This window comes from Halogeometricum limi (genome assembly GCF_900115785.1).
Taxonomy (GTDB): domain Archaea; phylum Halobacteriota; class Halobacteria; order Halobacteriales; family Haloferacaceae; genus Halogeometricum; species Halogeometricum limi.
On record NZ_FOYS01000001.1, the window covers coordinates 143,959 to 170,318 of the forward strand.

Below are 26,360 nucleotides of genomic sequence, written 5' to 3' on the forward strand. Positions count from 1 at the left end.
TCTCGACGTTCTCCTCCACCCCGCTACCGGTCAGATTCTGCAAATCGTTCTCATTCTCCACTCGAAACGAAGGGGTTCGTCAACGATTGTCAGACGCCTTCGACGCCCTTGCGGTACTCGAACACCTTGTCGCGGGCGGCGGTGACGCGTTCGCTCACGTCGCCCTCGGTGGTCTCGGCTATCTCGGCGAGGATGTTCATGTGTCGGTCGAGTCGGCCGTGGTCGGGGCCGCGTTCGGCGTCGGCCAGTTTCGACAGGGCGTCGGCTTGCTCCGCGAGTCGGTCCCGTACCCCGTCGTCGTCGCTGGCGTCCGCCGCCGCGTTCAGGTCGTCGCTCGCCGCCGCGAGTAACTCTCGTGTCATACCGTCTCAGACATCGCCTCTCGGCAAAACGCTTCGCCCGAGAGCAACGTTCGCGCCGACTCGTGACGCCGGCCGGGACGAGAAATCTGGACGACCGACCGCCTCAAGTACGTCTGTCCCCAAGCGAGGACGATGAGTGACACGTCCGGTTCCGGCGGTGCCCTGACGCCGGACCACCCCGAAGTTGACCGCGAGTTCCGCGTCGACGCGCCGTTCGACCCCGCCGGCGACCAACCGGAGGCCATCGAACAGTTGGCGAGCGGATTCGAGGAGGGGATGCGGCGACAGACGCTCCTCGGCGTCACCGGTTCCGGCAAGACCAACACCGTCGCCTGGACGATAGAGGAGATACAGAAACCCACGCTGGTCATCGCCCACAACAAGACGCTCGCCGCGCAGTTGTACGAGGAGTTCAAGAACCTCTTTCCCGACAACGCGGTGGAGTACTTCGTCTCCTACTACGACTACTACCAACCGGAGGCGTACCTCGAACAGACCGACACCTACATCGACAAGGACATGTCGATAAACGAGGAGATAGACCGCCTGCGTCACTCGGCCACCCGGTCGCTTCTCACCCGCGACGACGTCATCGTCGTTGCCTCCGTCTCGGCCATCTACGGTCTCGGTGACCCCTCGAACTACACCGACATGGCCCTCCGCGTGGAGGTGGGCGACCGGATGGACCGCGACGACTTGCTGGGCAGACTCGTCGACCTGAACTACGAACGCAACGACGTGGACTTCCAACAGGGCACGTTCCGCGTCCGCGGCGACACCGTCGAGGTGTTCCCGATGTACGGCCGCTACGCCGTCCGCATCGAGTTCTGGGGGGACGAGATAGACCGCATGCAGAAACTCGACCCCCTGCAGGGCGAGGTCAAATCCACCGAACCGGCGGTGCTGATTCACCCCGCAGAGCACTACTCCATCCCCGAAGACCAGTTGACGCAGGCCGTCTCCGAGATAGAGGAACTGATGGAGGACCGCGTGCGCTACTTCGAGCGACAGGGTGACCTCGTCGCCGCCCAGCGAATCGAAGAGCGGACGACGTTCGACATCGAGATGCTACAGGAGACGGGCTACTGTTCGGGTATCGAGAACTACTCGGTCCACATGTCGAACCGCGAGTCCGGCGACCCGCCGTACACCCTCCTCGATTACTTCCCCGACGACTTCCTCACCGTCGTAGACGAGTCCCACCAGACGCTCCCGCAGGTCCGCGGGCAGTTCGCGGGCGACAAAGCGCGGAAGGACTCGCTCGTAGAGAACGGGTTCCGCCTGCCGACGGCGTACGACAACCGCCCGCTCACGTTCGAGGAGTTCGAGGAGAAGACCGACAAGATGCTGTACGTCTCCGCGACCCCGGGCGACTACGAACGCGAACACTCAGAGCGGATAGCAGAACAGATCGTTCGTCCCACGCACCTCGTCGACCCGAAGGTCGAGATTTCGGAGGCGACGGGGCAGGTGGACGACCTGATGGACCGCATCGACCGACGCATCGACCGCGACGAACGGACGCTCGTGACGACGCTGACGAAGCGGATGGCCGAGGATCTGACCGAGTACCTCGAAGAGGCGGGCGTCTCGGTGGCGTACATGCACGACGAGACCGACACCTTAGAGCGCCACGAACTCATCCGCGACCTGCGTCTGGGTCACATCGACGTGCTCGTCGGCATCAACCTCCTCCGCGAGGGTCTGGACATCCCCGAAGTATCGCTCGTCGCCATCCTCGACGCCGACCAAGAGGGCTTCCTCCGGTCTGCGACGACGCTCATCCAGACGATGGGCCGGGCCGCCCGTAACGTCGAGGGCGAAGTCGTCCTCTACGCCGACGAGACGACCGACTCCATGGCGTCGGCCATCGAAGAGACCCAGCGTCGCCGCGAGATTCAGACCGAGTTCAACGAGGAACACGGCTACGAACCGACGACCATCGAGAAAGCCGTCGGCGAGACCAACCTCCCCGGGAGCGAGTCGAGCACGTCTCGCTCTTCGTCGGACCAACCGGCGGACGAGGAGGAGGCCAAAGAACAGATCGAGTATCTCGAAGGCCGAATGGAGGAGGCCGCGGAGAACTTGGAGTTCGAACTCGCCGCCGACATCCGCGACCGGATTCGAGACATCCGACGGGAGTTCGACGTGTTCGACGAGGAGGGCGTCGTCGAACCCGAGGCGGACCCACTCGACGACGAAGACGACGGTCTGACCCCGCCGGACGAGTTCTGAGGCGGGTCGTCGTCGTCGTCGGTGTGATGTCGTCGACGGCGTCACTGTGCTGTCGGCGGCGGCGTCACTCTGCTGTCGCCATCGCGTGACCGTCACCTCCGACCGCGCGAAAAAGAAGCGCCGAACGCCGTTAGGAACTCTCGGTCGTCGTCGTCTCGTTGCTGGTGGACTCGTTCATCGTCGTCTCGTTCGAGGCCGACTCGTTACCGACCGCTTCGTCGTCGGCCGACTGCGCGGCGTCGCCGTCGAGTTCGATGGTGTAGTTAGCCACTTCGTTCATCTGCGCTTCCTCGAAGACGACGTTGAACTCCCACTCTGCGCCGGGTTCGAGCGTCGTCGTCGCTTCCTGTTCGGTCTCGTCGATGAACTCGTAGAGGAGTTCGCCCTGGTCGTCCTGCAGGGTGACTTCGACCTGCACCGACTCGTAGGCGACTTCGCCCTGGTTGGCGACGACGCCTTCCAGTCCGACTTCGCCGTCCGTCTCGTACGTCTGGTGACTCGTGACTTCGAGACCCTCGGGTCCCTCGTCGTCGAGCCATTCGCCGTCGAGGTCGCCGAGTGCTCCCTCTTCGGTTCCCGTCTCCGCCGACGTCTCGGTGCCCGCTTCGGTGGTCGCACCGGCTTCGGTCGTCGACTCGCCCGTGGTCTCCGTGCTGCCGCTGGAACTGCCGGAACAACCCGCGAGCGCGCTGCCAACTATCGTCGCACCTGTCGCTTTGATGAATTTTCGTCGGAACATCGTTTAGCTGAACAAACTATCGTAGCGCCGTGACATAGTTAAATTCGGTGGCAAATTTGTTGAATAATAGTTCTACTTCTTGAATTTAACACGTGTTACCGCGACACGAGGTAACGGTTACCTCGGTCCGTCGCGTCTCGGCGAGAGATGGTCGTCTTCGCCGCCGGGGGAATACTCGTGCGCTCCGACGGGCGTCTCTGTGTGCTGCACCGCCCCCGGTACGACGACTGGGTGCTTCCGAAGGGGAAAGTTGAGTCCGGCGAGTCGCTCCCCGAGACGGCGCTCCGCGAGGTGACAGAAGAGACTCGCTGCGACGTCGAACTCGGAGGGTATCTGGGGCGACACCAGTACGACACCGACGCCGGGCCGAAAGCCGCCTTCTTCTGGCGGATGCGACTGGTCCGCGAACGACCCTTCGAACCGGGTCCGGAGATAGACCGGCGAGTGTGGCTCACACCGGCCGAGGCCCGTGACAGACTCACGTACGAGAACGAACGGACGCTCGTCACCGACTCGGAAACGGACCGCTGACGAGGCCCGCTCTCGGTTTGGCACTAGGTCTCTAACGCTCACTGCAATCTCAAGATTTTTTACGGACTCGTCGTTACTGCCGGGCCACGATGGTTCGCAGAGTCGCGGACGACAGCGCCGAACTCGACCGTCACGTCTGGTTGCCCACCGGGGGTATCTCCTAAATGAACGTTTTGGCTCCTCGCACGTGTCACTGCTACGACGCACTCGTTCTCTCACACGCGACAGGAACGGACGCGAGCGCACTCGAACTCTGATACAAATGACTACTGACACTACCAGCGCGATTCAGAAGACGTTCCTGAAGCATCAACATCTGTTCGTCATGCTCGCACCCGTCGTGTTCGTCGCGACGGTGCTCCTCGCCGCACCGACCGGCGGCGACGTCGGCGTCGACTACTGGCTGGAGTTCTGGTGGCTGTTCCCGGCGTTCCTCCTGGGGGCGACTATCGTCAACACCGTCGGTATCAGCGGGTCCGCGCTGTTCGTTCCGTTCCTCATCTTCATCTTCCCGCTGTTCGCCCAACCGCTCCAACCGGAGACCATCGTCAAGGTCGGACTCATAAGCGAGGCGTTCGGCCTGTCGAGTTCCTCTATCGCGTTCATCCAGTACGGACTCGTGGACCGACGACTCGCCCTGACGCTCGTCGGCGGCGCGGTGCCGTTCGTCGTCGCGGGCGCACTGCTGTCGTTCGTCATCCCCGAAGTGGTGTTCCACTCGCTTCTCGGACTGGCGCTCATCGCGGCGGCGTACCTGCTGTTCAGAATCGACCTGGACCACGGCGGACAGGAGAGTAGTGACGACTCGAGCGCCGTCGCCGACGGCGGTACCGTAGACCGAAACCTCCCGAACGACGCCGACAAACTCGGCCCCGCGGGCGTCCGTACCGACGACGACGGCACCGTCACGCGCGTCGACCGAGAGGGTGACGACTACAGGTACACGCGCGGTGGCTACCTCCGTCGCTTCGGTAACTACAGCGTCGGCGGCCTGTTCCAGGGTCTCGCCGGGTTCGGCGTCGGAGAACTGGGCATCATCTCGATGCTCGGAACGAAAGTTCCCGTCCGCATCGCCATCGGGACGAACCACATCGTCGTCGCCCTGACCGCCGTCCTCGCCTCCCTCGTCCACGTGTTCGGCGGTGGACTGGTCGGTGGACACTCGCTCAGTCTGGCGACGACGCCGTGGAACATGGTCGTCTTCACCGTCCCCGCGACGGTCATCGGCGGTCAAATCGCGCCGTACGTCTCGAACGCGCTGGACACGACCACCATCAAGAACTTCGTCGGCGTCCTGTTCGGCATCATCTCGGTGGCGCTGTTCCTCATGGCCGCCGGGAACGCCTTCTGACGGTCACGTCCCGTCGAAGTCGCCGTCTTCGTCGACGGCGATACACCTCTTCGTTCTCGACTCCTCGGCACTCAGAACGCTGTACGGACCGCCTGCCGGTCCGCCGTCACTCGGTGTCCGGGTCGAATCGTCCCGTTCGCATCTCGACGTACCGCTTCGGCCACGTCCGTACGTGTCGGCGCAGTCGCGCGAGGACGCCCGACTCGTCGACGCTCGGACGCGGTACCGGCGCACCCTGTGGCTTCTGTGACTCGCGCTGGTGGCTCATACGTCTCTTTCATACACGATTGTTCATAAACGTTGGGCACTCGCGACGGAGTGACGCGGAGTCGGACGACGCCGGAGTCAGGTCTCTCGAAGTGTCTCTCTTTTCGCCTCGCCGTCCGTCGCGTCGCCGTCGACGAGGTTCTCCACGTCGGCGACTATCTCGTCCACGTCGTCGAGTCCGAGCAGTTCGCGCGTCTCCGCGTCGAAGTCGCGACTCTCCAACGCTGCCGACTCCTGCACGTCGGAGTCCGAGAGTTGGCGGCCGTACCGTCCGAGGAGACTCGTGAGTTCCTGCGGGAGGACGTACTTCGTCGACGGCGAGTCGCCGATGCGTCGCAGCGTCTCCAACCCCTTGTCGACGATGGCGCGTTCGCCCATCGACTCGGCGGACTTCGCGCGGAGGACGGTGGAGATGGCGTCGCCCTGCGCTTCGAGAATCTGGCTCTGCTTCTCGCCCTGCGCGCGGATGATGTTCGACTGCTTTTCTCCCTCCGCTCTCTCGACGGCGGAGCGTCGTTCCCCCTGCGCTTCCAGAATCATCGCCCGACGGCGACGCTCGGCGGCGGTCTGTTGCTCCATCGCGTTCTCCACGCCCGCGGAGGGTTTCACCTCGCTCACTTCGACGGACTCGACTTCGACGCCCCATTCGCTCGTCGGTTCGTCGAGTTGGCTGTGGATGCGGCGGTTTATCTCGTCGCGTCGGGACAGCGTCTCGTCTAGTTCCATGTCCCCGATGACGGCGCGAAGCGACGTCTGCGCGAGGAAGGAGACGGCGGTTCGGTAGTCGTCCACTTCGAGGAACGCTTTCTTGGCATCTCGCACGCGGATGTAGACGACGGCGTCGGCGGTGACGGGCGAGTTGTCCTCGGTGATGGCCTCTTGCGAGGGGACGTTCATCGTCTGCGTCCGCATGTCGAACGGGTACGTCTTCGAGACGAACGGGGGAACGAGGTTCAGGCCCGGTTCGAGCAGTTTGCGGTACTCACCGAACACGGTCAGCGGACGTTTCTCGTAGGCGTTGACTATCTCGACGGTGCTCAACACCGTCGCGACGAGGAGGACGGCGAGGAGGACGCCGACGAGGGTGACTGGGTCGAACCCGACGACGGCGAGGGTGACCAGCAGTCCGAAGACGAGGCCGAACGCGGTGACGACCCAGTCCGGCGGGCCACTCGCCGAGAGGCGACCGAGTTCGCGAAATAGGTTGGCCATAGTCTTCTCTTAGCACCGGTGACACTAAACCTCTCGCCGCCGCCGCGGCGGTTCCGACTCCACAACAAACTTACTGTCGCGAGCAGACCTGACCGTCGTGTTCCCGAACACGCGCGGAAAACTGGACGTAGAGGACCTCTTGCGACTCGTCCTCGTCCTCGTCGTGGTATGGTTGGCGCTCGAAATCGTCGGCGGCGTCCTCGGCATCCTCGCGGACCTCCTCGGTCCGCTTCGACCGCTCCTCGGAATCGCCGTCGTCGCCCTCATCGTCCTCTGGCTTCTCGACCGCATCTGACACGTCGGCGACGCCGAATCCGACGGTTTTTCTCCCGTCCCACCCGAGGGTCGGGCGTGTTCAGCCTCAACGTCCCCGTCCACGGTCGAGTGCGGAGACTCGCGGCCGACCTCCACCCCGAACTCACGCCGTTCGACCGGGTCCGCGAGCGACACAGCCTCGTGGTCAAACGGTTCGACACGTCGCTCGACCCCGACGCCGACTCGCTCCCGCACCTCCGCGAACGACTCCGCGAGACGCTCCGCGGCGTCGAACCGTTCGAGATTCGCGTCGACGGCATCGACTTCTTCGAGCGACCGACTCGCGGACCGGGCCCCGTCGTCTACCTGACGGTGAAGAGTCCCGGACTCTACGACCTCCACGACCGACTCTGCGAGTCGTTCGGAACGGTCGCCGGACTCGAAGGGTCGGAGTACACGCCGCACGTCACCCTCGCTCGCGGCGGGAGCGTCGCCGACGCTGAAACGCTCCGCGAACGGGCCGTCGACGAGGTGCGCTGGACCGTCGACGAAGTCGGTGTGTGGGATTCTCGCTACCGAGAGAACGCCGCTCGCATCCCGATTCGGTAGGCCCGTCGTCGTTCTATCGCCGTCTCACTGTTCTCCGAGAGCGTTCGTTCGCCCCACCGTCATCGACGGTGCAGACGCATCCCCATCGGTTCCTGCGGGTGCATCGTCAGCGACCCTCGGAGTTCGAACGGGTCCTCGCGGACGTATTCGAGTTCGTACTCCTGCGCCACGGTGGCGAGGATGAGTTGCGCCTCCATCATCGAGAACTGCTTGCCGATGCAGTGGCGAGGGCCGCCGCCGAACGGGAAGTAGGCGAATCGCGGCCGCTCCGCCCGGCGTTCCGGAAGCCACCGGTCCGGGTCGAACGACTCGGGGTCGTCGTACCACCGCGGCGACCGGTGGACCACCCACTGCGGGAGCATGATGGCCGACCCCGCCGGGATGCGATAGCCGCCGAGGCGCACGTCCACCTGCGGTTCGCGGAAGATGACGTACACCGGCGGGTAGAGTCGCATCGCCTCCTGAATCACTCGCTCCACGTAGTCGAACCGGCGGACGTCGGCCACGGTGGGCGTCGCGCCGCCGCACACGGCGTCCAGTTCCTCGTGTACCTTCGCCTCCGCCTCCGGGTGCTGAGAGAGGAGGTACCACGTGTACGTCAGCGTCAACGCGGTGGTGTCGTGGCCCGCCAACAGCATCGTCATCATCTCGTCGCGTATCTGCTGGTCGGTCTGTTCGCCCCGGTTCTTCGCACGAAGCAGGACCGAGAGGAGGTCCATCGGCACGCCGTCGGTGTCCGCCACCGACGCGGCGGGGTCGTCTTCGGTCCCCAGTCGCTCGGCCACCACGTCGTCGATGACGCCCTCTAACAGTTCGATCGACTGCTTGTACTCGCGGTTCTCCCGCGTCGGTGCCCAGTCGGGGACGAGAAAGCGCATCGGGTCGGGTTCGAAGCGCTTGCCGAGTGGTTCGAGGTTCTCCTGCACCTCGCGGATTCGCTCGTCGTCGAGCGAGGTTCCGAACATCGCGTCGACGATTATCTTCACCGTGACGCGGGCCATCTCCAACTGGACGTCGCGCACCTCGCCGTCGTTCCACCCGTCCACCATCGACGTCGCGTGGTCCGTCATCGCCTCGCCGAGCGACGAGATTCGTCTGGGGTCGAACGACGGTTGCGCCAGTTCGCGTTGCTTTCGCCACGTCTTGCTCTCGCTCAAGAGCAAGCCGTCGCCGAGGAGGGTGCCGATGGCGTCGTCCTGAAAGTCGGGTTTGTGGTAGCGCGCGTCGTCTCTCACCAGCACGCGTTCGATGTCCGCGGGGTTGGTGAGCATGTACGTGTCGAGTGGGCCGAGGCCGAAGTAGACGACGTCGCCGTACGCCTCCGACACCTGCGTCAGGAACGTGAACGGGTCCTTCGCGTACTGTCTGCTGTTCCCGAACAACGGCACACCCTTCGGTCCCGGGGGGCGGATGCTCATTGAGAGCGACTTAGCTTGGACGCGTATGAACGACTCGGATGTACTAGAAACTGACAATTCGTCACGTCGACGCGGACTCCGCGTTCAGGGTCGGGGCGGCGTCCCGTCGTAGGCGTCGTGGTCGCCGTAGAAGTTCAGCATCGCGAACTTCAACTTCTCCGTGGACACGTCGATTATCTCCGCGCGTTCTTCGGCCGGGAACGTCGAGCGGACGCCGTACTTACCCATCCCGGAACTCGCCTGCGTGTAGCGTTTGTCGGCCAGGATGCGGACGCCGAAGTCCTCCGGCGAGCGGATGACCCGGCCGAGCGCCTGCCGCGTCTTTCGAATCGTGGGAATCTCGACAGCGTAGCGCCACCCCGCCTCGCGCCGACCGCTGTACACCCGGTCGTAGGCGTCCTGAATCGCCTCCATGCGTTCGGAGAGATGGGGATACGGCACGCCGACGACGACGACGGTGCGCGCGTCGTCGCCGTCGAAGCTCACGCCCTCCGCGAGCGTCCCCCAGAGCGAGGTGAGAAGCACCGCGCCGTCGCTTCCGACGAACTTCGAGCGAATCTGCTCTGTGGGCGTGCCCGCCTCGTCCAAGTAGAGGCGGTCCGTCACCTCCGTCCGCCCCTGCAGACGCTCGTGATAGCGGTTCGCCTCCGCGTAGGAGGGGAAGAACACGAGCGTGTTCCCGGGCGTGAACCGCGACGCGTCCGCGAGCACCTGCGTCAGTCGCTCTTGCGTCGCCGGTTCTTCGCGCTCCGAACTGAACAGCGCGGGCGTCTGGACGGCCAGCGTCCGGCGGTTCTCCTCGGGGTACTCCAGTCCGTACGCCATCGTCACCGGGTCCGAGAGACCGAGTACGTCCTCCGTCACGTCGAACGGTCGGAGCGTCGCCGACATGAGGATGCTCGCGTGCACCTCCTCGAACAGCGTCTCGGTCACCTCTCTGGGGATGCAGGTGTACAACTCGGCGCGGCCGTACACCTCCTCCGTCCCGCCGTCGCGCCGCACCGAACACATCGGATGCTGGCCCAACTTCCCGCCGTCGGCCATCCACGCGGCGACGAACTCGGCGGCCTGTAAGGTCTGACACTCCTTTCTGCTCGTCGTCTCGCCGTTCTTGTACGCCTCCTCGTACTCGTCGTCGAGGCGCTTGCCCAACTGGAGCGCCAGGTCGACTTCGGTCCCGATTCCGCGCCCTTCGTACCGCTGTAAGAAGGTGAGCGTCAGGTCGTCGCGCCTGTCGTGGTTCGCGATGGGCAGGTCGTACCAGTCCTCGCCGACCTGTTCGCGTTCGCCGAAGCCGAGGGCGTCGTCGTAGGTGTCCCGAAGGGCGGAGTGAAACGCCGAGATGACGTTCTCGGCGGCGTCGGCGCGCGAGTCGTCCGCGTCTTCGAGTTCGTTCAGCGCCTGGTCGAGCGTGTTCTCCGTCAGCGTCCGACTCGCGTGGTCGCGGGCGGCGGACTCGATGTTGTGCGCCTCGTCGAACACGGTGATGATGTCGTCCGGGTCGCGATTCAGCCACCGGAAGAACTGCTCGCGGATGTTCGGGTCCAACAGGTGGTGGTAGTTGCAGACCACCAAATCCACCTCTTCCATCCCCTCTTTCAGCAGTTCGTAGCCGCACAGCATCCGCTCGTCGGCGTACTCGTAGATGTTCTCGGGCGTCCGCACGTCGTCGAACAGCCACGAGAAGAACTCGTCGGTGTTCTCGGTGAGGTTGTTGTAGTAATACTCGCAGACGTTCCCCTCCCGCAGGTCTTCGAGTTCCTCCGAAATCTGTTCGAGTTCGTCGGTGACGGCGGTTCGCGCCTCCGCCGCGCCCTGTTGCCCCTCGCGCATCCGGTCGACGAGTGCCTCGGCCTGTTCGCCGAGTTCCTCTCTGTCCTCCTCTCTCTCGACGAGACTCCGCGTCGTGTCGCGGAGCGTCTGGCACTCCTGATACTCGACGTCGATGTGACACATCGACGACTTCCCTTTGAAGACGACGGCGCGGATGGGTTCTGTCTGGGTGATGGCGCGCGCGTCTTCGACGAACTGCCGCATCTGCTGGTGGACGTTCGTCGTGATGACCACCGTCTTGTCCTCTCGTCTGGCGTGCGCTATCGCGGGAACCAACGCGGAGAGCGTCTTGCCCGTCCCGGGCGCGCCCTCTACGAGGACGTCACGCTGGTCGTCCAGCGCCTCGGCGATGCCGTCCATCGCCGCGCCCTGATTCGGGTAGGGACGGTCGTACGGGAAGAACCGCATGTGTCCGCTCGTCTCAGCCACGATGCGTTCTTGCGCGTCATCGGTTATAACGTCCCGGTTGCCTGCGACTCTCTCTCTCGTGCCCGGGGCGGCCACAATCCGTTTTACAAGGCAGGACCTACCGATGCTCACAACAGATGGCTATTCAAGAGAGCGTCGCGTCGATTCTACTGCAGCAGAACCAACCGGACCCGATTCCCGACTCGATTCCCGAACTCCTCGCGCAGTACGGCGAACTCGTCGGCAAGGTTATCGCGTTCGTCCTCGCGTTCGTCGTCGTTTGGGCTATCGGCCGTATCGTTCTCGTCCCCCTCGCTAAACGTCTCCTGAAAGAGCGTGGCTACGACGAGACGGTTCGCAGCCTCGCGGACAACGTCCTCGGCGCACTCGCGTTGATTCTGGCGCTCGCCGTCGCGTTCACCGTCGCCGGATTCGGGAGCGTCATCGCCGCCTTCGCGACGCTGGGCGGTGCCCTCGCACTCGCTATCGGATTCGCCGCCCAGGACCTGCTGGGTAACTTCGTCGCCGGCGTGTTCATCCTGAAAGACAAGCCCTTCGAGGTGGGCGACTGGATCGAGTGGAACGACATGTCGGGACGCGTGGAGGACATCGACCTGCGCGTCTCGCGCATCAAGACGTTCGACAACGAACGCATCACCGTCCCGAACGGCGAACTCGCGAACAACGCCGTGAAGAACCCCGTCGCGTTCGACAAACTCCGCCAGAAGTTCGTCTTCGGCATCGGCTACGACGACGACATCGACCACGCGAAGTCGGTCATCGTCGAGGAAGCCGAACGCAACGACGACATCCTCGCCGACCCCGCACCGGACGTGCGCGTCACCGAACTCGCCGACTCCTACGTCGGCCTGCAGTCGCGCTTCTGGATCGCCGACCCGTCCCGCGCGGACTTCGTGAAGATTCGCTCGGACTTCGTGCAGGCGGTCAAAGAGCGTCTCGACGCCGAGACTATCGACATGCCGTACCCCTACCGCCAACTCACGGGCGAAGTGGAGACGACGGCGACGGTCACAGAGTCGCAGTCGCAGGCGCAGTCGACCGACGACTGAGGCTCGTTTCCGAACTCCCGGGACGTCTCGTGCGCATCCGTGACACGACCGGGCGAAGGTTTTGCTCGCCGGACGCCTACTAGACGCGCTATGTCCACGAGGGCGACGGCCGGGGGAGTAGCGACCGAGGAACAACCCGAGATGATGCAGGAGGTAGAGAGTTGGCAGGCGGGAGTCGCAGGAGGAATCCTCGGCGCAATCGCGTTCGGTGCGCTGATGGTTCTCGTCTCGCCGGGCGTGCTGACGAACGCCATCCCCGCGATGTACGGCCTGACGGGCGGTGCGGCGGGGACGTTCATCCACCTCTCACACGGTGCGGTCATCGGCGTCGCGTTCGCGGCCCTCCTGCGCGCGCGGCCCGAACTCGCCGAGACGCTGGGCCGGTCGACGGCCGCCGGCGCCGCCTACGGCGTCGCCGTCTGGGTCGTCCTCGCGGTGCTCGTGATGCCCGTCTGGCTCTCCGCCGTCGGGTTCGCGGGCGCGCCCGGACTCCCGAACATCAGCACGACGAGCCTCGTCGGCCACGTCATCTACGGCCTCGTCCTCGGCGCGGCGTACCCGATGCTCCGCCGCCGCGGGACGATGTCCGACGCCGAGTGAGCGCCGACGGCCGTTTTTCCCGATAGTCACGACCGCTGACTAGTGTCAAATAACCAGCAACATTTGCTCTCTTTCCACCTAAAGCTACCTCCTCCGTGCGGCGCGTCTGCCCGTCCGAAGTGCCGTTATATCGCTGGTCTGCGCTATGAACTCCCATGGCAACAGAAACGGCCACGCAGACGGTTGACTCGACGGCGACCGGTGACTGGCAGGGCGGTGTCGTCGCCGGTGTCCTCGGAGGTATCGTGATGGGCGCGCTAATGGTGATGCAGATGCGCCCGGTGCTCGAAGTGGCGATTCCGTCGATGTACTTCCTCAGCGGCGGCCTCGCCGGCTTCACCATCCACGTCGCCCACGGCGCGGTACTCGGCGTCGGCTTCGCCGCCGTCGCGGGCGCACTCGGGACGCTCTCGACGGGCAAGAGCCTCGGATTGGGTATCGCTTACGGCGCGGCGTTGTGGCTCGTTCTCGCCGTCTTCGTCATGCCCGTCTGGCTCTCGGCCGTCGGGTCGCCCGCGAACCCGCCGCTCCCGAACATCAGCACGACGAGCCTCGTCGGCCACGTCGTCTACGGCGCCGTCGTCGGACTCGCGTACCCGGCCGTCCGCGGACAGTTCTGAGACGCGCGAGCACTCGGCGCGTTCGCGCCACGACTCCGATTTTTCCGGACGCTTCGTCGAGAGCGTGTCGATAGCGCGCCGTTCGAGCGTGCGTCGTCGCGTCTCGACTGTGGCCGTGAACCGGTCGCCTCCGGCTACAGTCGGCTTCGAGACGCAAACAGCCTCTTCCGTCTCACGCCGCAAGCTGTGGTCTATGTTCGGTGCCTACGCGCTCGGAAAGAAGGCTGCAAAGTTCGGCTACAAACGGTACGGCGTCCCCGGCGCAGTCGCCACGGGCGGCCTCGCACTCGCGGGGTACGTCGCGGTGCGACGCGCGGTGCGGTCCGCGACGAAGTCCGGCGACGTCACCTCGGCAATCGACGCGGAGGCGATACGCGACGCGGTCGAGGAGGACGGACTCGACTCGGTGAGCGACCGCGAGACGCTCGAAGACGTCATCGACGAAGACGAGTTGGAGACGTCCGTCGACGTGGACGAGGTCCAGTCGTCGGTCGAAGACTCCTCCGAGGCGGCGACCGATTCGGACGGAAGCGCCGCACTGGGGACGGACGACAGTCTGGACGAGATACCGGACGCAGAGAGCGGTGCACCGGACGAGGCGACGGACGCAGAGAACGACGACGCGGAGACGACGGAGTCGGAGCACGACGACGCGGAGGCGGACGACGAGAACTGAACCGCACCGGTCGCGTCCGTTCGCGCCGAGACGACTCGGTCGGCGGCCGCCCCGAACGCGCTACTCGTCCAGCAGTTCGACCAGTAGTCCCTTCTGCGCGTGCAGACGGTTCTCGGCTTGGTCCCACACCAGCGCGCGGTCGGACTCCAGCACGTCGTGACTTATCTCCTCGCCGCGGTGGGCGGGCAGGCAGTGCATCACCTTCGCGTCGGTGCCTGAGAGCAGTTTCTCGTTCACCTGGTAGCCCTCGAACGCCGCGAGTTTCTCGTGGCGCTTGCCCTCTTGGCCCATCGAAATCCACACGTCGGTGTAGACGACGTCGGCGTCCGCGACGGCCTCCTCGGGCGTCTCCACGATTTCGGGTTCGCCGTCGTACTCGGCGGCGTGGTCCAACACGTCGTCGTCGATGCCGTACTCCTCCGGCGTGGCGACGGTGAGGTCCAGTCCGGCCATCGCACACCCGAGGACGAACGACTGGCCGACGTTGTTGCCGTCGCCGACCCACGCCGCCCGCACGCCGTCGAACCCGCCGAACGCCTCGCGGATGGTCAACAGGTCCGCGAGCGTCTGACACGGGTGCGCGTCGTCGGTCAACCCGTTGACGACGGGGACGTCCGCGTACTCCGCTATCTCCACCAAGTCGCCGTGGTCGAACAGGCGAGTCATCACCACGTCGACGTACCGCGAGAGGACGCGCGAGGTGTCCGACAGCGGTTCGCCGTGGCCGAGGTGGATGTCCTCGGGGCCGAGGAAGATGGCGTGGCCGCCGAGTTGCGTCATCCCCGTCTCGAAGGAGATTCGGGTGCGCGTGCTCGGTTTCTCGAACACCATCCCGAGCGTCTGGTCTTCGAGCCGGGCGTCGTCCGCGCCGGATTTGATGGCCGCGGCGCGGTCCAGCACCTGGTGCAGTTCGTCGGTCTGTAGGTCGTCGATGTCGAGAAAGTGTGTGGTCTCCAGCATGGGCTCTAGCTCGTCACTCCGTGAGCGTCTCGCAGACGCTCGTCAGTACGTCGACGGCGGCGTCGTACTCCGCCAAGTCGAGGTGTTCGTTCGGCGCGTGGTCTAAGTCCGAGTCGCCGGGGCCGTACGTCGCCATGGGGCAGTCCCACTCGCCGGCGAAGATGTTCATGTCGCTCGTCCCGGTCTTTCTGAGCAGTCGGGGGTCGCCGTCGGCTTGCCGGATGGCGACGCGGAACGCTCGCGCGACTTCCGTGCGGGGACTCGTCATCACGGGCGGGATGGGACGCTCCCAGTGGACGCTCCCCTCGACGAGTTCGCCCTCGGCGACCTCTTGGACGTCCTCGATGGTGAGGCGCGGCGGGACGCGGAACTGCACGTCGACGGTGGCTTCGACGGCCAGTCCGTCGGCCGTCGGGCCGCCCTCGAAGGTGACGGGTTTCGTCGTCACCGTGTCGAAGACGCCGTCCTCCTCGTCGACGTCGAAGAAGTCGGCGACGCGCGACCACCAGTCGACGGCCGACTGGATGGCGTTGTTCTCCGGGCGCGAGGAGTGACCCAGTTCGCTCGTCGCGACGTACGTCCCCGAGAGAATGCCCCGATAGCCGAGCGTGATTCCGTCCCACCCGGAGGGTTCGCCGTTGATGACCGCGTCGGGTTCCGCCCTGTTCTCGACGAGATGCCACGCGCCCTTCGAGGTGGTCTCCTCCTCGACGACGCCGACGAACGAGACGCCCGTGCGGACGGCGGCGACGGCCATCGACGCGAGCGGACCGGTGGCGTCGACGCTCCCGCGCCCCCACAAGACGCCGTCTTCGACTTTCACCGGCACGTCGCCGGGGACGGTGTCGATGTGCGAGGTCAGGAGGACGGAGTCGTCGGCGGGCGCGCGAACGTTGCCCACCTCGTCTATCCACACCTCGCGGTCGTGCGCCTCGAAGAACGCCTTCAGACGCTCCGCGGCGGCCGCCTCGTCGCCGGAGACGGAGGGCGTCGAGACGAGGTCCGCGAGGAGCGTCTGCGCGTCGGTCAGCCCCTCCGTCAGTCCCGACTGCACGTCGAACGTCATCGTCTCCGCTTCCTCCGTCTCGTCCGCCGTGTCGACGCTCATCCGAGCACCTCCACGAACGAGTCGACGAACTGGTCGGCGTGGTCCTCCGTGATGGTCAGCGGCGGCAACAGGCGCACGACGGTCCGACCGGCGGGGAGTGCCAACACCTGCTCGGAGATGGCGAGGTTCTTCAGGACGCGGTTCGCGCCCCGTTTCACCTGAATCCCGAGCATGAGGCCCTGTCCGCGCACCTCGCGGACGGGCAAGTCGTGCTCCTCTGCGGCCGTCTCTATCTCCGACTGCAGGTACTCGCCCACGCTCGCGGCGTGACTCGGCACGTCCTCGTCGACGATGGTGTCGAGCGTGGCGTTCGCCGCCGCACAGACGACGGGGCCGCCGCTGAACGTCGACCCGTGGTTGCCGGGGTCCTCGGCTATCCAGTCGGCCACCAGCGTCGCGCCGAGGGGGAGGCCGTTGGCGATACCTTTCGCGGTGGTAAGGACGTCCGGCGTGACGCCCGACTGCTCGCAGGCCCACAGGGTGCCGGTTCGGCCGACGCCGGTCTGAATCTCGTCGAACGCCAGCGCCGCACCCGCCTCTTCGGTCAGTTCGCGCGCCGTCCGGAGGTAGTCCGTCGTCGCGGGGTGGATGCCGCCCTCGCCCTGCACCGGTTCGAGGAAGACGGCCGCCGTCTCCTCGTCCACCGCCTCCGCGAGTTCCTCCGCGTCGCCGTAGGTGACGAACTCCACGTCGCCCGCGAGCGGTTCGAACGGCTTCTTGTACTTCTGTTTCCACGTCATCGCCAGCGCGCCCATCGTCCGGCCGTGGAAGCCGCGCTTGGTGGCGACTATCTTCGAACGCCCCGTCGCCGAGCGTGCGAACTTCATTGCCGCCTCGTTCGCCTCCGTCCCGGAGTTACAGAGCCAGACGTTCTCCAGTCCGCCGGGGGCGACGGCGGCCAACTTCTCGTACAACTCGGTCCGCACGTCGACGGGGTAGGAGGCCTGCACGTACGTCAGCTTCTCCGCTTGCTTCTGGACGGCCTCCGTCACGGCGGGGTGCGAGTGACCGAGGGCGGCGACGGCGTACGACGCCCCGAAGTCGAGATACTCGGTGCCGTCGGCGCCGTAGAGGTATGCGCCCTCGCCCGACTCGATCTGGATGGGCTTCTCCGAGAAGACGAAGCCGCTCATGCGTCCACCTCCTCCGCGAGGGCGGCGGCGTGCACGTGCGTTCCGCCCCCGTTGAGCGCCTCCACGATGGGGCTGTTCACGTTCGCGTCCGCGACGATTACCTTCGAGGCACCGCCGGTGAGCGCTTCCTTCGCCGCCATGACCTTCTTCGTCATGAAGCCTTCAGCCGCCGACTCCAGCGCCTCGAACTCCGCACCGGTCGTCACGGAGTCGATGAGCGTCGCCTCGTCGTCGGGATTCTCGTAGACGCCCGAGACGTCGGTGAGGACGACGAGTTCCGCGCCGAGTGCGCCCGCGACGGCCGCCGCCGCGCGGTCCGCGTCCGCGTTGACGGCGACGCCGTCGTCCGCGAGCATCGGGACGGTGACGACGGGCACGTAGCCGTCGCCGAGGAGCGTCTCCAACAGACCGGCGTTCACGTCGGTTATCTTCCCCGAGTGGTCGCCGCGTTTGATTTTCTTCTTCCCGTCTTCGACCACGCGGACGGCCGACTTGCGTGGGCCGGTCAGGAGGCCGCCGTCGACGCCGGAGAGGCCGAGGGCGTCCACGCCCGCCTCGCGCAGGGTGACGACGAGGTCCGTGTTGAGTTTGCCGGGCATCACCATCGAGAACACCTCCATGGTGCGCTCGTCGGTGAAGCGTCCGACGACGCCCGAGGGTGTCTCGACGTAGTTCGGTTCCTCGCCGAGCGCTTCGAGCGTGTCGTCCACCGCCGTCGACCCGCCGTGGACGACCACCACGTCGCGGCCGTTCGCGACGAGGTGCGACACGTCTTCGACGGCACCGGCCGGGTCCACCGCTCGCGCGCCGCCGACTTTGACCACGACCGGCGGGTCGTCCGCCGGAACGGTGCCGCCGTCGGCGCGGAGCGTGGGGTCGTTGTCGACCAGTTCGTCGTGTAACGCGGCCAGTTCGTCGCGGGTGTAGTGTGTCATCGTGTATCGTGTCGTGTGAAACGGTTCGGGGGTGGTGCGGTCGAGGGTGGTCAGTCGCGGTCGGTTCGTCGACTACGGTGCGCCCACCGGGTGGAGACCGGTGAACTCCAGTCCGGCCGTCTCCTCCAGTCCGAGGGCGACGTTCGCGGCGTGGACGGCCTGTCCGGCGGAGCCTTTCATCATGTTGTCGATGGCCGAGAAGACGACGACGCGGCGGTTCGAGGGGTCGAGTTCGAAGCCGACTTCCGCCATGTTCGTCCCGGCCACGGCCTTCGGTTCGGGGTAGCGGTAGACGCCGCCGCCGCCCGCGACGGTGCGGACGAACGGTTCGTCGGCGTACGTGCCACGGTAGGCCTTCCAGAGGTCGCTCTTCGAGACGGCCGACTCGGGGAAGACGTGACAGGTCGCACTCGCGCCGCGGACCATGTCTACTGCGTGGACGGTAAAGGAGACGGAGATACCGAGGAACTGCTCTATCTCGGCCTCGTGACGGTGCCCGATGGGTGCGTACGGACGGACGATACCCGAGCGCTCGGGGTGGCTGGAGGCGTCGCCGCCGCCCGCGCCGCCCTCCGAGGAGCCGACTTTCACGTCGACGACGACCTGTTCGTCGCCGGAGAGGACGTCGGCGTCGAACAGCGGTTTGAGTCCGAGGATGGTCGCCGTCGCGTTGCACCCGCCCGAGGCGATGAGCGACGCACCGGCGAGGTTCTCGCGGTTTATTTCGGGCAGTGCGTACTCGGCTTTCTCCAGATACTCGGGGCAGACGTGCCCGTCGTACCACTCGTCGTACTGTGCTTCGGTGTCGAGGCGGAAGTCCGCCGAGAGGTCGACGACGGTGTCCGCGGCGTCCTGAAACTCCTCGACGTGTTCCATCGAGACGCCGTGCGGCGTCGCCGCGAACAGCACGTCCACGGATTCGAGGTCCTCGGGCGAGGTGAAACGGAGGTCCATCTCGCGGAGGTTCGGGTGGACGTGGCCGACGGTCTTGCGCTCTTTCGAACGACTCGTCGCCTGTACCACGTCGAAGTCGGGGTGCTGGTAGAGCAGACGGAGGAGTTCGCCGCCGGTGAACCCGGTTCCGCCGACGACGGCCGCCGTGTACTCGGGGTCCGTGTCTCCTGTCATACGGCCGCCTCTGCCAACTGCGAGTCACTCTCGACTTTCGCTTCCAACCAATCGACGACCGCCGCGGGGACGTCCACGTCCACGGCGTCGTTCAGCGCCTTGAACTCGACGGTGTGGTTGACCTCGTGGACGGTGTAATCTTCTCCCGTCTCCATGAGGTCCACACCCAGCAGGCCGCCGCCGACGGCGTCGGAGGCCTGCTTTACGAGTTCTTTCGCGCGGTCGTCCAACTCGAACTCCGTCGCCTCCGCGCCTTTCGCGGCGTTCGTCAGCCAGTGCTCCGAGGAGCGAGTCATCGCCGCAACGGGTTCGCCGTCGACGGCGAGGACGCGGATGTCGCGGCCGGGTTTCTCCACGAACTCCTGCACGTAGAACACCTTGTGCTGGTAGTGACCGAGCGTGGCCTTGTGTTCGAGGATGGCTTCGGCGGCCGACGGCGAGTCTATCTTCGCCATCAGGCGACCCCACGACCCGACGACGGGTTTGAGGACGCAGGGGTAGCCGAACTTCTCGATGGATTCCATGGCGCTGTCGGTGGTGAACGCCACCTCCGTGTTGGGCGTGGGCACGCCCGCCTTCGCCAGCGCGAGACTGTTCTTCGCCTTGTCCGCGCAGACGTCCGCCGTCTCCGCGGAGTTGACGACGGGGATGCCGTAGGCGTCCAGGAACTGGGTGGCGTACAGGCTGCGACTCGTCGCGAGACAGCGGTCTAAGACCACGTCCACGTCGTCGAGTATCGCCGGCGGTTCCGAGATGTCGAACTGCTCTTTCCGTACGTCTATCTTCGTCACTTCGTGGCCACGCTCGCGAAGCTCCGAGAGGAGGAGCTTCTCGTCTCTGCGTATCCGGGAGTAGAGCAGTCCAACGTTCATCTTACTCGCCCCAGTCCTCTTCGAGTTCGGGTGCTTCCTCCAAGACGAGGGGGTCGACGGAGACGACTTCGAGTTCCGCCCCTGTCGCGGGACTGTCCACGATTTCGCCGACTTCGACGTCGGCAGGGAGTTCGATCTCTTCGCCGGTCAGCGGGTCTTCTGCGGTAATGGTGTCTGCCATCGTACTCTCCGCTGGGCGAGGGAGAGACTTAAACCCATCGAACTTATCAGATGAATTAAACGTACAGAGAAGGGTCTCAGTGGGGTTAGAAGGTCGAACGAGCCTGCCGTGTGAAATCGACGTCTGATTTCATATGTTAGATGTCCCCGGACGGGGACGGTCGTCGCGGCGGTCGCGGCACTGGTCGAAGCGGCGTCGTGTCGATGCGCTGTGCGGCAGTCCGGTCGGTGGTTGTCGTCTCAGACACGGGTGTTCACCTCTGTCGTCAGTTCCTCGGCCGCCGCGTCGAGTGCGTCTCGACGCTCTGCGAGCGCCGTGCGGTGGGCGTCGAGTTCCGCCGTCGCCTCGTCGAGTTGGGCCGCGACGGCCGCCGGGGCGGGTCCGCCGGCGGAGTCGCGACTCGCGACGCTGTCGACTGGGTCGAGCGCGCGTTCCACGTCTGCACGGCTCACGTATTCGAACAGGGACGCATCTAATACGTCCTCCGCGGATGCGTCAAGTGTTGCGAGGTCCGGCGTCCCGTCGCCCGCGCGTTCGGCCGCCGCGGCGACGACTTCGTGCGCCGTCCGGAACGGCAGTCCGGCCATCGCCAACGCGTCCGCGACGCCCGTGGCCGTCGAGAAGCCGTCCGCGGCGGCCGATTCGAGCGTCTCCGCGGGCCACGTCGCCTCCGACACCGCGCCGGCGACGACGGCCGTCGCCTCCGACACCGCGTCGACGGTGTCCCACGCGTGCGGCGTCGCGCGTTGCAGGTCGCGATTGTACGCGCGCGGGAGTCCCTTCAGCGTCGTCAGGAGGCCGGAGAGTCCCGACGCGGCGTCGCCCGCCGTGGCGCGAACGAGTTCGAGCGTGTCGGGGTTCACCTTCTGCGGCATGATAGAGGACGTCGAGGAGTAGTCGTCAGAGAGGTCGACGTAGCCCTTGTTCGCGAAGATGACGAGGTCCTCGGCGAGTCCCGACAGCGTCGTCGCGTGCGTCGCGAGCGCCGACACCGATTCGAGGAGGAAGTCGCGCGCGGAGGAGGCGTCCATCGAGTTGCGGAGGACGCCGTCGAAGCCGAGCAGTTCGGCGGTTCGCTCGCGGTCCACGTCGAACGGCGTGCCCGCGAACGCCGCCGCCCCGAGGGGTGACTGGTTCGTGTGGTCGTAGGCGTCCACGAGACGCGCGGTGTCGCGGGCGAACGCCGCCTCGTACGAGAGCAGGAAGTGCGCGACGGTGGTGGGCTGGGCGGGTTGCAGGTGGGTGTAGCCGGGCATCACCGTCTCAGTCTCCGCCTTCGCGACTTCGACGAGCGCTTCGCGGAGGGCGAGCGTCGCCTCGATGGCCGCGAACAGGTCCTCGCGCAGGCGGTAGCGGATACAGGTCGCCACCTCGTCGTTGCGACTGCGGGCGGTGTGCATCTTCCCGCCGTCGGGGCCGACGCGGCCGACGACGGCCGTTTCGATGGCCTCGTGGACGTCTTCACCCTCCGGGAGGGCGCCGTGCCCGTCGGCTTCCACCGCGTCGAGGGCGGACAGAATCTCGCTCGCGGTGTCGCTCTCGACGATGTCCTGCTCGTCGAGCATCACGACGTGCGCGCGGTCCACCGCCACGTCGGCGGCGAAGATGCGCCGGTCGGCCGCGAGGCTCGACATGAACGCGCGGGCGGGGCCGCCGCTGAACCGGTCGCGGCGGACGACGCTCTCGTCTCCCTCCTCGCTCATCGTCTACTCGTCCGTCTCGGCTTTCTCGTCGCCACCGTCGGTGGCGAGTTCGGGCTTGTCCTTCGTCGCCTTCGCGACGGCGGCGTTGGCGAGGCGGGACTGGAAGCCGTGGTACTTCGCGACGCCGGTGGCGTCCTCCTGGGTGATTCCGCCGACCGTCTTCGTGTTGAAGGAGGCGGCCTCCTCGGAGTAGACGGCGTAGTCGGACTCGCGGGCGACGGGGCGCGTGCGGCCGCCGTCGAACTTCACGGTCACCGTTCCGGTCACGCGCGTCTGCGTCTCGTCGATGAAGCCTTCGAGGGCCTTCACGAACGGGGCGTCGACGAGACCCTGATAGCCCTTGTTGGCCCACTGCTGGTCTATCTGCTCTTTGAAGTCGCGCTCCTCTTTGGTGAGGACGAGTTGTTCGAGGCCCTCGTGCGCGGTGAGAAGCGTCGTCGCCGCGGGGTGCTCGTAGTTCTCACGCACCTTCAGCCCGAGCATGCGGTCTTCCATCATGTCCGTGCGGCCGACCCCGTACGCGCCCGCGACCTCGTTCAGGTGTTCGATGAGGTCGGCGGGTTCCATCTCCTCGCCGTCGACGGCGACGGGGTAGCCGTTCTCGAACGCGATTTCGACGGTGCCCGTCTCGCCCTGCGGCGTCTCGGTCCACTCGTAGATGTCCTCGGGCGGGATGTAGCTCGGGTCTTCGAGTTGGCCGCCCTCGATGGAACGACTCCAGAGGTTCGTGTCGATGGACCAGACACCGTCGTTACCGGCTTGGACGGGCAGGCCCTTCTCCTCGGCGTACTGCTTCTCCCACTCGCGGGTGAGACCCATCTCGCGGACGGGGGCGACGACGTCGAGGTCGGAGGCGCGCCAGATGACCTCGAAGCGGAGTTGGTCGTTCCCCTTCCCGGTACACCCGTGCGCGAGGGCGTCACAGCCCTCTTCCTTCGCGACGTCGAGGATTGCGTTCGCGATGACCGGGCGGGCGAGCGCCGTCCCGAGGGGGTAACCCTGGTAGGTCGCGTTCGCGCGGACCGAGTCGAAACAGAGGTCCGCGAACTCGTCTTTCGCGTCCACGACGTGGATGTCGAGGCCGTGCGCCTCCGCCGTCGCCTTCGCCTCCTCGAACTCCGACTCCGGTTGGCCGACGTCGACGGTGACGCCGACGACGTCGTCGTATCCGTACTCTTCTTTCAGCAGTGAGACGCAGACCGTCGTGTCGAGACCGCCACTGAACGCGAGTGCCACGCTTGTCATACCTGCTTCTGGTCGTTCGGGGTTGATAAATTACACGGTGTTAAGTTGCGAAATTAAAGGGTAGGGATGCCTATACGGGTGCTGAGCGCTTTCGAGTTTTCCGATAAACCGTCGAAGTGTAGTGTGTAGTAGGCCCTAGAGGGCCGGTCGTCGCGGTCGTCGCACGCCGTCGGGGCGCGCGGAGAAAGAACCGTCCGTCTCGGACGCCGAGGCGTCGAGACGCGCGGCTCCCGGGGTGTCGCAGACGGCGACCGCTGGGAACCGCGTCATCACTGCTTCTGTGCGGGTACGTCGTATTAAGCGTTTTCGGGTCTGCAACGATTGCCGACCCGCTCGCCCCGTCAGTCGGCCGCCTCCAGCGCCAACTCCAACACCGTCTCGGTGTCGAAGAGGGCCAGCACGATTCCGAGGACGAGCAGTGCGACGAGACCGAGGAGTGCGAGTTCCAGCAGTGTCATCGCACCCGACGTTCACGGAGCCACGAACAAGTGCGTAACGGCCGTCCCCGCGGCGACGGCGTCACCCGCCCGTCGATTCGGAGGCGTCCTCGTCGCGGAACACGAGTCGTTCGAGCGTCCCCGACTGCTCCATCAACACCGTTCCGAGACTGCTCATGACGAGGACGTAGCCGACGGCGAACGCCGGGATGACCTCCTGCATCACCGTCGTCGCCCCGTTCGCCGCGAGGGCGGCGATGACCAAGGAGAACTCGCCGCGGGGGACCATCCCGACGCCGACGCGGAGCGACCGGCGCTTCGAGAGGTCGTAGACGCGGCCGCCGAGGTAGCCCGAGAGCATCTTCGCGGGCGTCGTCAGGGCGACGGCGAGGACGAGGGGGACGGCGGCGGCGGCGAGGAGCGTCGGGTCGGTGCCGACGCCGATCCAGAAGAAGAACACCGCGCCGAACACGTCGCGGAGGGGCGCGAGGAGACGCTCTATCTTCTCTCGGTGTCCGCTCGTCGCGAAGCCCATCCCGACGAAGAACGCCGCGACGGCCTCGCTCACGCCGAGTGCGAGTGCGACGCCCGAGACGGGGACGACGACGGCCAGCGTCCGCAGGACGAACGCCTCCTGACCGGGGACGTCCAGTATCCCGGCGAAGAAGCGCGACCCGTACTGGACGGCGAGGAGGAGGACGCCGAGGAAGCCGAACGCGATAGCCAGCGACTGCGCGAGGCTTCCGAGTCCGTCGCCGCCGAGGACGAGTGAGGTGACGACGGCGAGGTAGACGGCGATGAACAGGTCCTCGAACACGAGCGTCCCCAACACCGGTTCGGCCTCGGGGTTCGCGATCCATCCGAGGTCGATGAGCGACTTCGTGATGATGGCGCTGGAGGAGATGTAGACGATGCCGCCCAGCAGGAGCGATTCGACGACCGACCACCCGAGGAGGAGGCCGATGGCGATACCGATGGGCAGGTTCACCGCGAGGTCGAAGAGACCCGACCGCGTGATTCGCGTGCGCGACGTCAGGAGGCGGTCCAGGCTGAACTCCAAGCCGAGGAAGAACAGGAGGAGGACGATACCCACCTCCGCGAACAGCGTCACGACTTCGCCGTCGGCGACGTACGGCAGTCCGAGTCGACCCGCGACGTACGGCCCCGCGAGGACGCCGCCGACGACGTACAGGGGGATGACCGACAGACCGAGACGGAGCGCGATGGCTCCGGTCAGGGCGAGGACGACGAACAGTTGACCGAGTTCGAGGAGTTCTCCGGCCATCAGTCGCCGCGTATCGTCGAGAGTGCGTCTCGGCACGCGTCGGACGACCCGACCACGACGAGCGTATCGCCCGCCTCGATGGTCGCGTTACCGCCCGGCGACGGGATGACCTCGTCGTCGCGTTCGATGGCGATGACGGACGCACCCGTGGCCTGCCGGAGGTCGGACTCGGCCAACGTCTTCCCGGCGACGGGCGAGTTCGCTCCGACTTCGACCCACTCCAGCATCGTGTTCTCGCCCAACAGCGTCTCTATCGAGTCCGTCTGGACGGGTTGGAAGTACGCTCCTTCCAACAGCGTGCCGACCTGCCGTGCGAGTTTGTCGGAGAGTTCGAACAGTTTCTCGGAGTCGCTGTCGGCGTCCGCGCGACGGAACACCTCGCGCTTGCCGCTGTTGTGCGTCACGATGACGAGGCGAGAGCCATCGCCGAGGTCGACCTCGTGCTTTTTGCCGACGCCCGGAAGGTCGCTCTCGTAGACAGTCATACACCCGCGTTGGTCGGCACCGGATAAAAACACTCGCCGGCGCCGGGTCGCTCGCTCGTCTTCTCTCTTGCGTCCGACTACACGACCGCCGCGGCACCCGTCACCCAGAGCACCGCCGCGATGCAGAGACACGCCGCCGGCGGAATCGAGGCGTTGTCGTCGACGACGTAGCCTCGGACGACGGGTTTCACGCCGTCTGCGACCGTCGCGCCGACCGCCCCCGCGACGGCCGCGCCGACGCCGACGGGACCGGCGACCGGCAAGAGAAACGGTACGCTGACGAGGAGGCAGACGAGGAACATCGCGCCGAGCGTCGTCATCCGCTTCGGTTCGCCCGCCTCGCGCGTCCGCCCGAGCAGTCCGCTCACGGGGTCGCCGACGGCGAGCATCAGCATCCCCGGCACGGCGACGTAGGGTTCGAAGACGAGGGCGACGGCGGTCATGCTGAAGATGTAGAGCGCGTACCCCGCGAGGTTGGTCTGTTCGTACGACCGGGTGAGTTCGTCGTAGATGGCCCAGTCGAGACCGACGCGGAGTCTGAGCAGTTCCAGTATCCCGACGAGAACGGAGAGACCGACCATCACCACTCCCAACTGCGCCCACGTGAGGACGCCGAGGACGTAGCCGAGTGGGAGAAGCGCACCGCTCACGTGGACGAGTCGGCGTTTCACCTCGCTCTTCGAGGGTGTGGTGGAGGTCACC

Annotated in this window: 27 protein-coding genes; 9 read left to right on the forward strand and 18 right to left on the reverse strand. The window is 66.0% G+C overall.

Going from position 1 to position 26,360, the window contains the following annotated elements; all coding sequences use genetic code 11:
- Positions 1-89: 89 nt before the first annotated feature.
- The gene (locus tag BM282_RS00705; RefSeq protein ID WP_089875817.1) at positions 90-362 is read right to left on the reverse strand and encodes a DUF7553 family protein; all 273 of its coding nucleotides are present in this window, start codon (positions 360-362) and stop codon (positions 90-92) included.
- Positions 363-494: 132 nt separating this feature from the next.
- Between BM282_RS00705 and uvrB the strand changes: the two genes are divergently transcribed.
- Entirely contained in the window at positions 495-2,597 is a 2,103-nt protein-coding gene (gene uvrB, locus BM282_RS00710; RefSeq protein ID WP_089875819.1) for an excinuclease ABC subunit UvrB, read from the forward strand.
- 130 nt (positions 2,598-2,727) lie between these two features.
- On the opposite strand, the gene BM282_RS00715 is transcribed toward uvrB, so the two are convergent.
- Positions 2,728-3,336: a DUF3426 domain-containing protein gene (locus BM282_RS00715; protein ID WP_089875821.1), complete on the reverse strand. Its 609-nt coding sequence runs from the start codon at positions 3,334-3,336 to the stop codon at positions 2,728-2,730.
- Between the two features lie 147 nt (positions 3,337-3,483).
- On the opposite strand from BM282_RS00715, the gene BM282_RS00720 reads away from it, so the two are divergent.
- Together BM282_RS00720 and BM282_RS00725 are read left to right on the forward strand one after the other, a co-directional pair.
- Positions 3,484-3,867: an NUDIX hydrolase gene (locus BM282_RS00720; protein ID WP_089875823.1), complete on the forward strand. Its 384-nt coding sequence runs from the start codon at positions 3,484-3,486 to the stop codon at positions 3,865-3,867.
- A 262-nt stretch (positions 3,868-4,129) separates the two neighbouring features.
- Positions 4,130-5,218: a sulfite exporter TauE/SafE family protein gene (locus tag BM282_RS00725; RefSeq protein ID WP_089875825.1), complete on the forward strand. Its 1,089-nt coding sequence runs from the start codon at positions 4,130-4,132 to the stop codon at positions 5,216-5,218.
- 106 nt (positions 5,219-5,324) lie between these two features.
- On the opposite strand, the gene BM282_RS18330 is transcribed toward BM282_RS00725, so the two are convergent.
- Complete coding sequence (locus BM282_RS18330; RefSeq protein ID WP_175501324.1) at positions 5,325-5,486, reverse strand: hypothetical protein; 162 nt, start codon at positions 5,484-5,486, stop codon at positions 5,325-5,327.
- Positions 5,487-5,563: 77 nt separating this feature from the next.
- Entirely contained in the window at positions 5,564-6,697 is a 1,134-nt protein-coding gene (locus BM282_RS00730) for an SPFH domain-containing protein (RefSeq protein WP_089875827.1), read from the reverse strand.
- A 97-nt stretch (positions 6,698-6,794) separates the two neighbouring features.
- Here BM282_RS00730 and BM282_RS00735 point away from each other — a divergent pair, with 97 nt between their 5' ends.
- On the forward strand, positions 6,795-6,992 hold the full coding sequence (locus tag BM282_RS00735; protein WP_089875829.1) for a DUF7554 family protein: 198 nt from the start codon (positions 6,795-6,797) through the stop codon (positions 6,990-6,992).
- Positions 6,993-7,048: 56 nt separating this feature from the next.
- Positions 7,049-7,561, forward strand: coding sequence for a 2'-5' RNA ligase family protein (locus tag BM282_RS00740; protein WP_089875831.1), 513 nt, complete (start codon positions 7,049-7,051; stop codon positions 7,559-7,561).
- 59 nt (positions 7,562-7,620) lie between these two features.
- On the opposite strand, the gene BM282_RS00745 is transcribed toward BM282_RS00740, so the two are convergent.
- Together BM282_RS00745 and BM282_RS00750 are read right to left on the reverse strand one after the other, a co-directional pair.
- Positions 7,621-8,979, reverse strand: a complete 1,359-nt coding sequence (locus BM282_RS00745) for a cytochrome P450 (RefSeq protein WP_089875833.1) — start codon at positions 8,977-8,979, stop codon at positions 7,621-7,623.
- A gap of 84 nt (positions 8,980-9,063) precedes the next feature.
- Positions 9,064-11,220, reverse strand: coding sequence for an ATP-dependent DNA helicase (locus BM282_RS00750; protein ID WP_089877278.1), 2,157 nt, complete (start codon positions 11,218-11,220; stop codon positions 9,064-9,066).
- A 137-nt stretch (positions 11,221-11,357) separates the two neighbouring features.
- Here BM282_RS00750 and BM282_RS00755 point away from each other — a divergent pair, with 137 nt between their 5' ends.
- The 4 genes from BM282_RS00755 (at position 11,358) to BM282_RS00770 (ending at position 14,186) form a co-directional block, all read left to right on the forward strand.
- Complete coding sequence (locus BM282_RS00755; protein ID WP_089875835.1) at positions 11,358-12,290, forward strand: mechanosensitive ion channel family protein; 933 nt, start codon at positions 11,358-11,360, stop codon at positions 12,288-12,290.
- Between the two features lie 90 nt (positions 12,291-12,380).
- On the forward strand, positions 12,381-12,890 hold the full coding sequence (locus BM282_RS00760; RefSeq protein ID WP_394327778.1) for a histidine kinase: 510 nt from the start codon (positions 12,381-12,383) through the stop codon (positions 12,888-12,890).
- Positions 12,891-13,045: 155 nt separating this feature from the next.
- The gene (locus BM282_RS00765) at positions 13,046-13,510 is read left to right on the forward strand and encodes a histidine kinase (protein ID WP_089875837.1); all 465 of its coding nucleotides are present in this window, start codon (positions 13,046-13,048) and stop codon (positions 13,508-13,510) included.
- A gap of 193 nt (positions 13,511-13,703) precedes the next feature.
- Entirely contained in the window at positions 13,704-14,186 is a 483-nt protein-coding gene (locus tag BM282_RS00770) for a hypothetical protein (protein WP_089875839.1), read from the forward strand.
- Positions 14,187-14,246: 60 nt separating this feature from the next.
- On the opposite strand, the gene argF is transcribed toward BM282_RS00770, so the two are convergent.
- The 12 genes from argF to BM282_RS00830 all read right to left on the reverse strand — a co-directional run bounded on the left by argF (position 14,247) and on the right by BM282_RS00830 (position 26,359).
- Positions 14,247-15,146, reverse strand: a complete 900-nt coding sequence (gene argF, locus BM282_RS00775) for an ornithine carbamoyltransferase (RefSeq protein WP_089875840.1) — start codon at positions 15,144-15,146, stop codon at positions 14,247-14,249.
- 13 nt (positions 15,147-15,159) lie between these two features.
- Positions 15,160-16,212, reverse strand: coding sequence for a [LysW]-lysine hydrolase (locus tag BM282_RS00780; protein WP_245758301.1), 1,053 nt, complete (start codon positions 16,210-16,212; stop codon positions 15,160-15,162).
- Positions 16,213-16,250: 38 nt separating this feature from the next.
- Positions 16,251-17,387, reverse strand: a complete 1,137-nt coding sequence (locus BM282_RS00785) for an aspartate aminotransferase family protein (RefSeq protein ID WP_089875843.1) — start codon at positions 17,385-17,387, stop codon at positions 16,251-16,253.
- Complete coding sequence (locus BM282_RS00790) at positions 17,384-18,322, reverse strand: acetylglutamate/acetylaminoadipate kinase (protein ID WP_089875846.1); 939 nt, start codon at positions 18,320-18,322, stop codon at positions 17,384-17,386. Before BM282_RS00790 ends, BM282_RS00785 begins: the two co-directional genes overlap by 4 nt.
- A 72-nt stretch (positions 18,323-18,394) precedes the next feature.
- Complete coding sequence (argC, locus tag BM282_RS00795; RefSeq protein ID WP_089875848.1) at positions 18,395-19,450, reverse strand: N-acetyl-gamma-glutamyl-phosphate reductase; 1,056 nt, start codon at positions 19,448-19,450, stop codon at positions 18,395-18,397.
- Complete coding sequence (gene lysX / locus BM282_RS00800; RefSeq protein ID WP_089875850.1) at positions 19,447-20,322, reverse strand: lysine biosynthesis protein LysX; 876 nt, start codon at positions 20,320-20,322, stop codon at positions 19,447-19,449. The genes argC and lysX overlap by 4 nt, the downstream gene beginning before the upstream one ends.
- Before the next feature lies 1 nt (position 20,323).
- Entirely contained in the window at positions 20,324-20,503 is a 180-nt protein-coding gene (gene lysW / locus BM282_RS00805; RefSeq protein ID WP_089875852.1) for a lysine biosynthesis protein LysW, read from the reverse strand.
- A gap of 239 nt (positions 20,504-20,742) precedes the next feature.
- Complete coding sequence (argH, locus tag BM282_RS00810) at positions 20,743-22,206, reverse strand: argininosuccinate lyase (protein WP_089875854.1); 1,464 nt, start codon at positions 22,204-22,206, stop codon at positions 20,743-20,745.
- 3 nt (positions 22,207-22,209) lie between these two features.
- Positions 22,210-23,451, reverse strand: coding sequence for an argininosuccinate synthase (locus BM282_RS00815; RefSeq protein ID WP_089875856.1), 1,242 nt, complete (start codon positions 23,449-23,451; stop codon positions 22,210-22,212).
- Between the two features lie 519 nt (positions 23,452-23,970).
- Positions 23,971-25,173: a cation:proton antiporter gene (locus BM282_RS00820; RefSeq protein ID WP_089875858.1), complete on the reverse strand. Its 1,203-nt coding sequence runs from the start codon at positions 25,171-25,173 to the stop codon at positions 23,971-23,973.
- Positions 25,173-25,658 (reverse strand): cation:proton antiporter regulatory subunit, encoded by a 486-nt coding sequence (locus BM282_RS00825; RefSeq protein WP_089875859.1) that lies wholly within the window; start codon positions 25,656-25,658, stop codon positions 25,173-25,175. The genes BM282_RS00820 and BM282_RS00825 overlap by 1 nt, the downstream gene beginning before the upstream one ends.
- A gap of 77 nt (positions 25,659-25,735) precedes the next feature.
- A complete protein-coding gene (locus tag BM282_RS00830; RefSeq protein ID WP_089875861.1) occupies positions 25,736-26,359 on the reverse strand; it encodes a dolichol kinase in 624 nt (207 codons plus the stop codon).
- Between the last annotated feature and the right edge of the window lies 1 nt (position 26,360).

What these genes read in the sequence shown, in the direction of transcription:
- BM282_RS00765 (WP_089875837.1), top strand. Translation starts at nt 13,046, where the DNA reads ATGGCAACAGAAACGGCCACGCAGACGGTTGACTCGACGGCGACCGGT.
- BM282_RS00715 (WP_089875821.1), bottom strand. Translation starts at nt 3,336, where the DNA reads ATGTTCCGACGAAAATTCATCAAAGCGACAGGTGCGACGATAGTTGGC.
- argH (WP_089875854.1), bottom strand. Translation starts at nt 22,206, where the DNA reads ATGAGCGAGGAGGGAGACGAGAGCGTCGTCCGCCGCGACCGGTTCAGC.
- BM282_RS00705 (WP_089875817.1), bottom strand. Translation starts at nt 362, where the DNA reads ATGACACGAGAGTTACTCGCGGCGGCGAGCGACGACCTGAACGCGGCG.
- lysW (WP_089875852.1), bottom strand. Translation starts at nt 20,503, where the DNA reads ATGGCAGACACCATTACCGCAGAAGACCCGCTGACCGGCGAAGAGATC.
- BM282_RS00755 (WP_089875835.1), top strand. Translation starts at nt 11,358, where the DNA reads ATGGCTATTCAAGAGAGCGTCGCGTCGATTCTACTGCAGCAGAACCAA.
- BM282_RS00815 (WP_089875856.1), bottom strand. Translation starts at nt 23,451, where the DNA reads ATGACAAGCGTGGCACTCGCGTTCAGTGGCGGTCTCGACACGACGGTC.
- BM282_RS00730 (WP_089875827.1), bottom strand. Translation starts at nt 6,697, where the DNA reads ATGGCCAACCTATTTCGCGAACTCGGTCGCCTCTCGGCGAGTGGCCCG.
- BM282_RS00745 (WP_089875833.1), bottom strand. Translation starts at nt 8,979, where the DNA reads ATGAGCATCCGCCCCCCGGGACCGAAGGGTGTGCCGTTGTTCGGGAAC.
- BM282_RS00720 (WP_089875823.1), top strand. Translation starts at nt 3,484, where the DNA reads ATGGTCGTCTTCGCCGCCGGGGGAATACTCGTGCGCTCCGACGGGCGT.
- BM282_RS18330 (WP_175501324.1), bottom strand. Translation starts at nt 5,486, where the DNA reads ATGAGCCACCAGCGCGAGTCACAGAAGCCACAGGGTGCGCCGGTACCG.
- BM282_RS00825 (WP_089875859.1), bottom strand. Translation starts at nt 25,658, where the DNA reads ATGACTGTCTACGAGAGCGACCTTCCGGGCGTCGGCAAAAAGCACGAG.
- BM282_RS00785 (WP_089875843.1), bottom strand. Translation starts at nt 17,387, where the DNA reads ATGAGCGGCTTCGTCTTCTCGGAGAAGCCCATCCAGATCGAGTCGGGC.
- BM282_RS00750 (WP_089877278.1), bottom strand. Translation starts at nt 11,220, where the DNA reads ATGCGGTTCTTCCCGTACGACCGTCCCTACCCGAATCAGGGCGCGGCG.
- lysX (WP_089875850.1), bottom strand. Translation starts at nt 20,322, where the DNA reads ATGAACGTTGGACTGCTCTACTCCCGGATACGCAGAGACGAGAAGCTC.
- argF (WP_089875840.1), bottom strand. Translation starts at nt 15,146, where the DNA reads ATGCTGGAGACCACACACTTTCTCGACATCGACGACCTACAGACCGAC.
- BM282_RS00760 (WP_394327778.1), top strand. Translation starts at nt 12,381, where the DNA reads ATGTCCACGAGGGCGACGGCCGGGGGAGTAGCGACCGAGGAACAACCC.
- argC (WP_089875848.1), bottom strand. Translation starts at nt 19,450, where the DNA reads ATGACAGGAGACACGGACCCCGAGTACACGGCGGCCGTCGTCGGCGGA.
- uvrB (WP_089875819.1), top strand. Translation starts at nt 495, where the DNA reads ATGAGTGACACGTCCGGTTCCGGCGGTGCCCTGACGCCGGACCACCCC.
- BM282_RS00780 (WP_245758301.1), bottom strand. Translation starts at nt 16,212, where the DNA reads ATGACGTTCGACGTGCAGTCGGGACTGACGGAGGGGCTGACCGACGCG.
- BM282_RS00725 (WP_089875825.1), top strand. Translation starts at nt 4,130, where the DNA reads ATGACTACTGACACTACCAGCGCGATTCAGAAGACGTTCCTGAAGCAT.
- BM282_RS00790 (WP_089875846.1), bottom strand. Translation starts at nt 18,322, where the DNA reads ATGACACACTACACCCGCGACGAACTGGCCGCGTTACACGACGAACTG.
- BM282_RS00820 (WP_089875858.1), bottom strand. Translation starts at nt 25,173, where the DNA reads ATGGCCGGAGAACTCCTCGAACTCGGTCAACTGTTCGTCGTCCTCGCC.
- BM282_RS00770 (WP_089875839.1), top strand. Translation starts at nt 13,704, where the DNA reads ATGTTCGGTGCCTACGCGCTCGGAAAGAAGGCTGCAAAGTTCGGCTAC.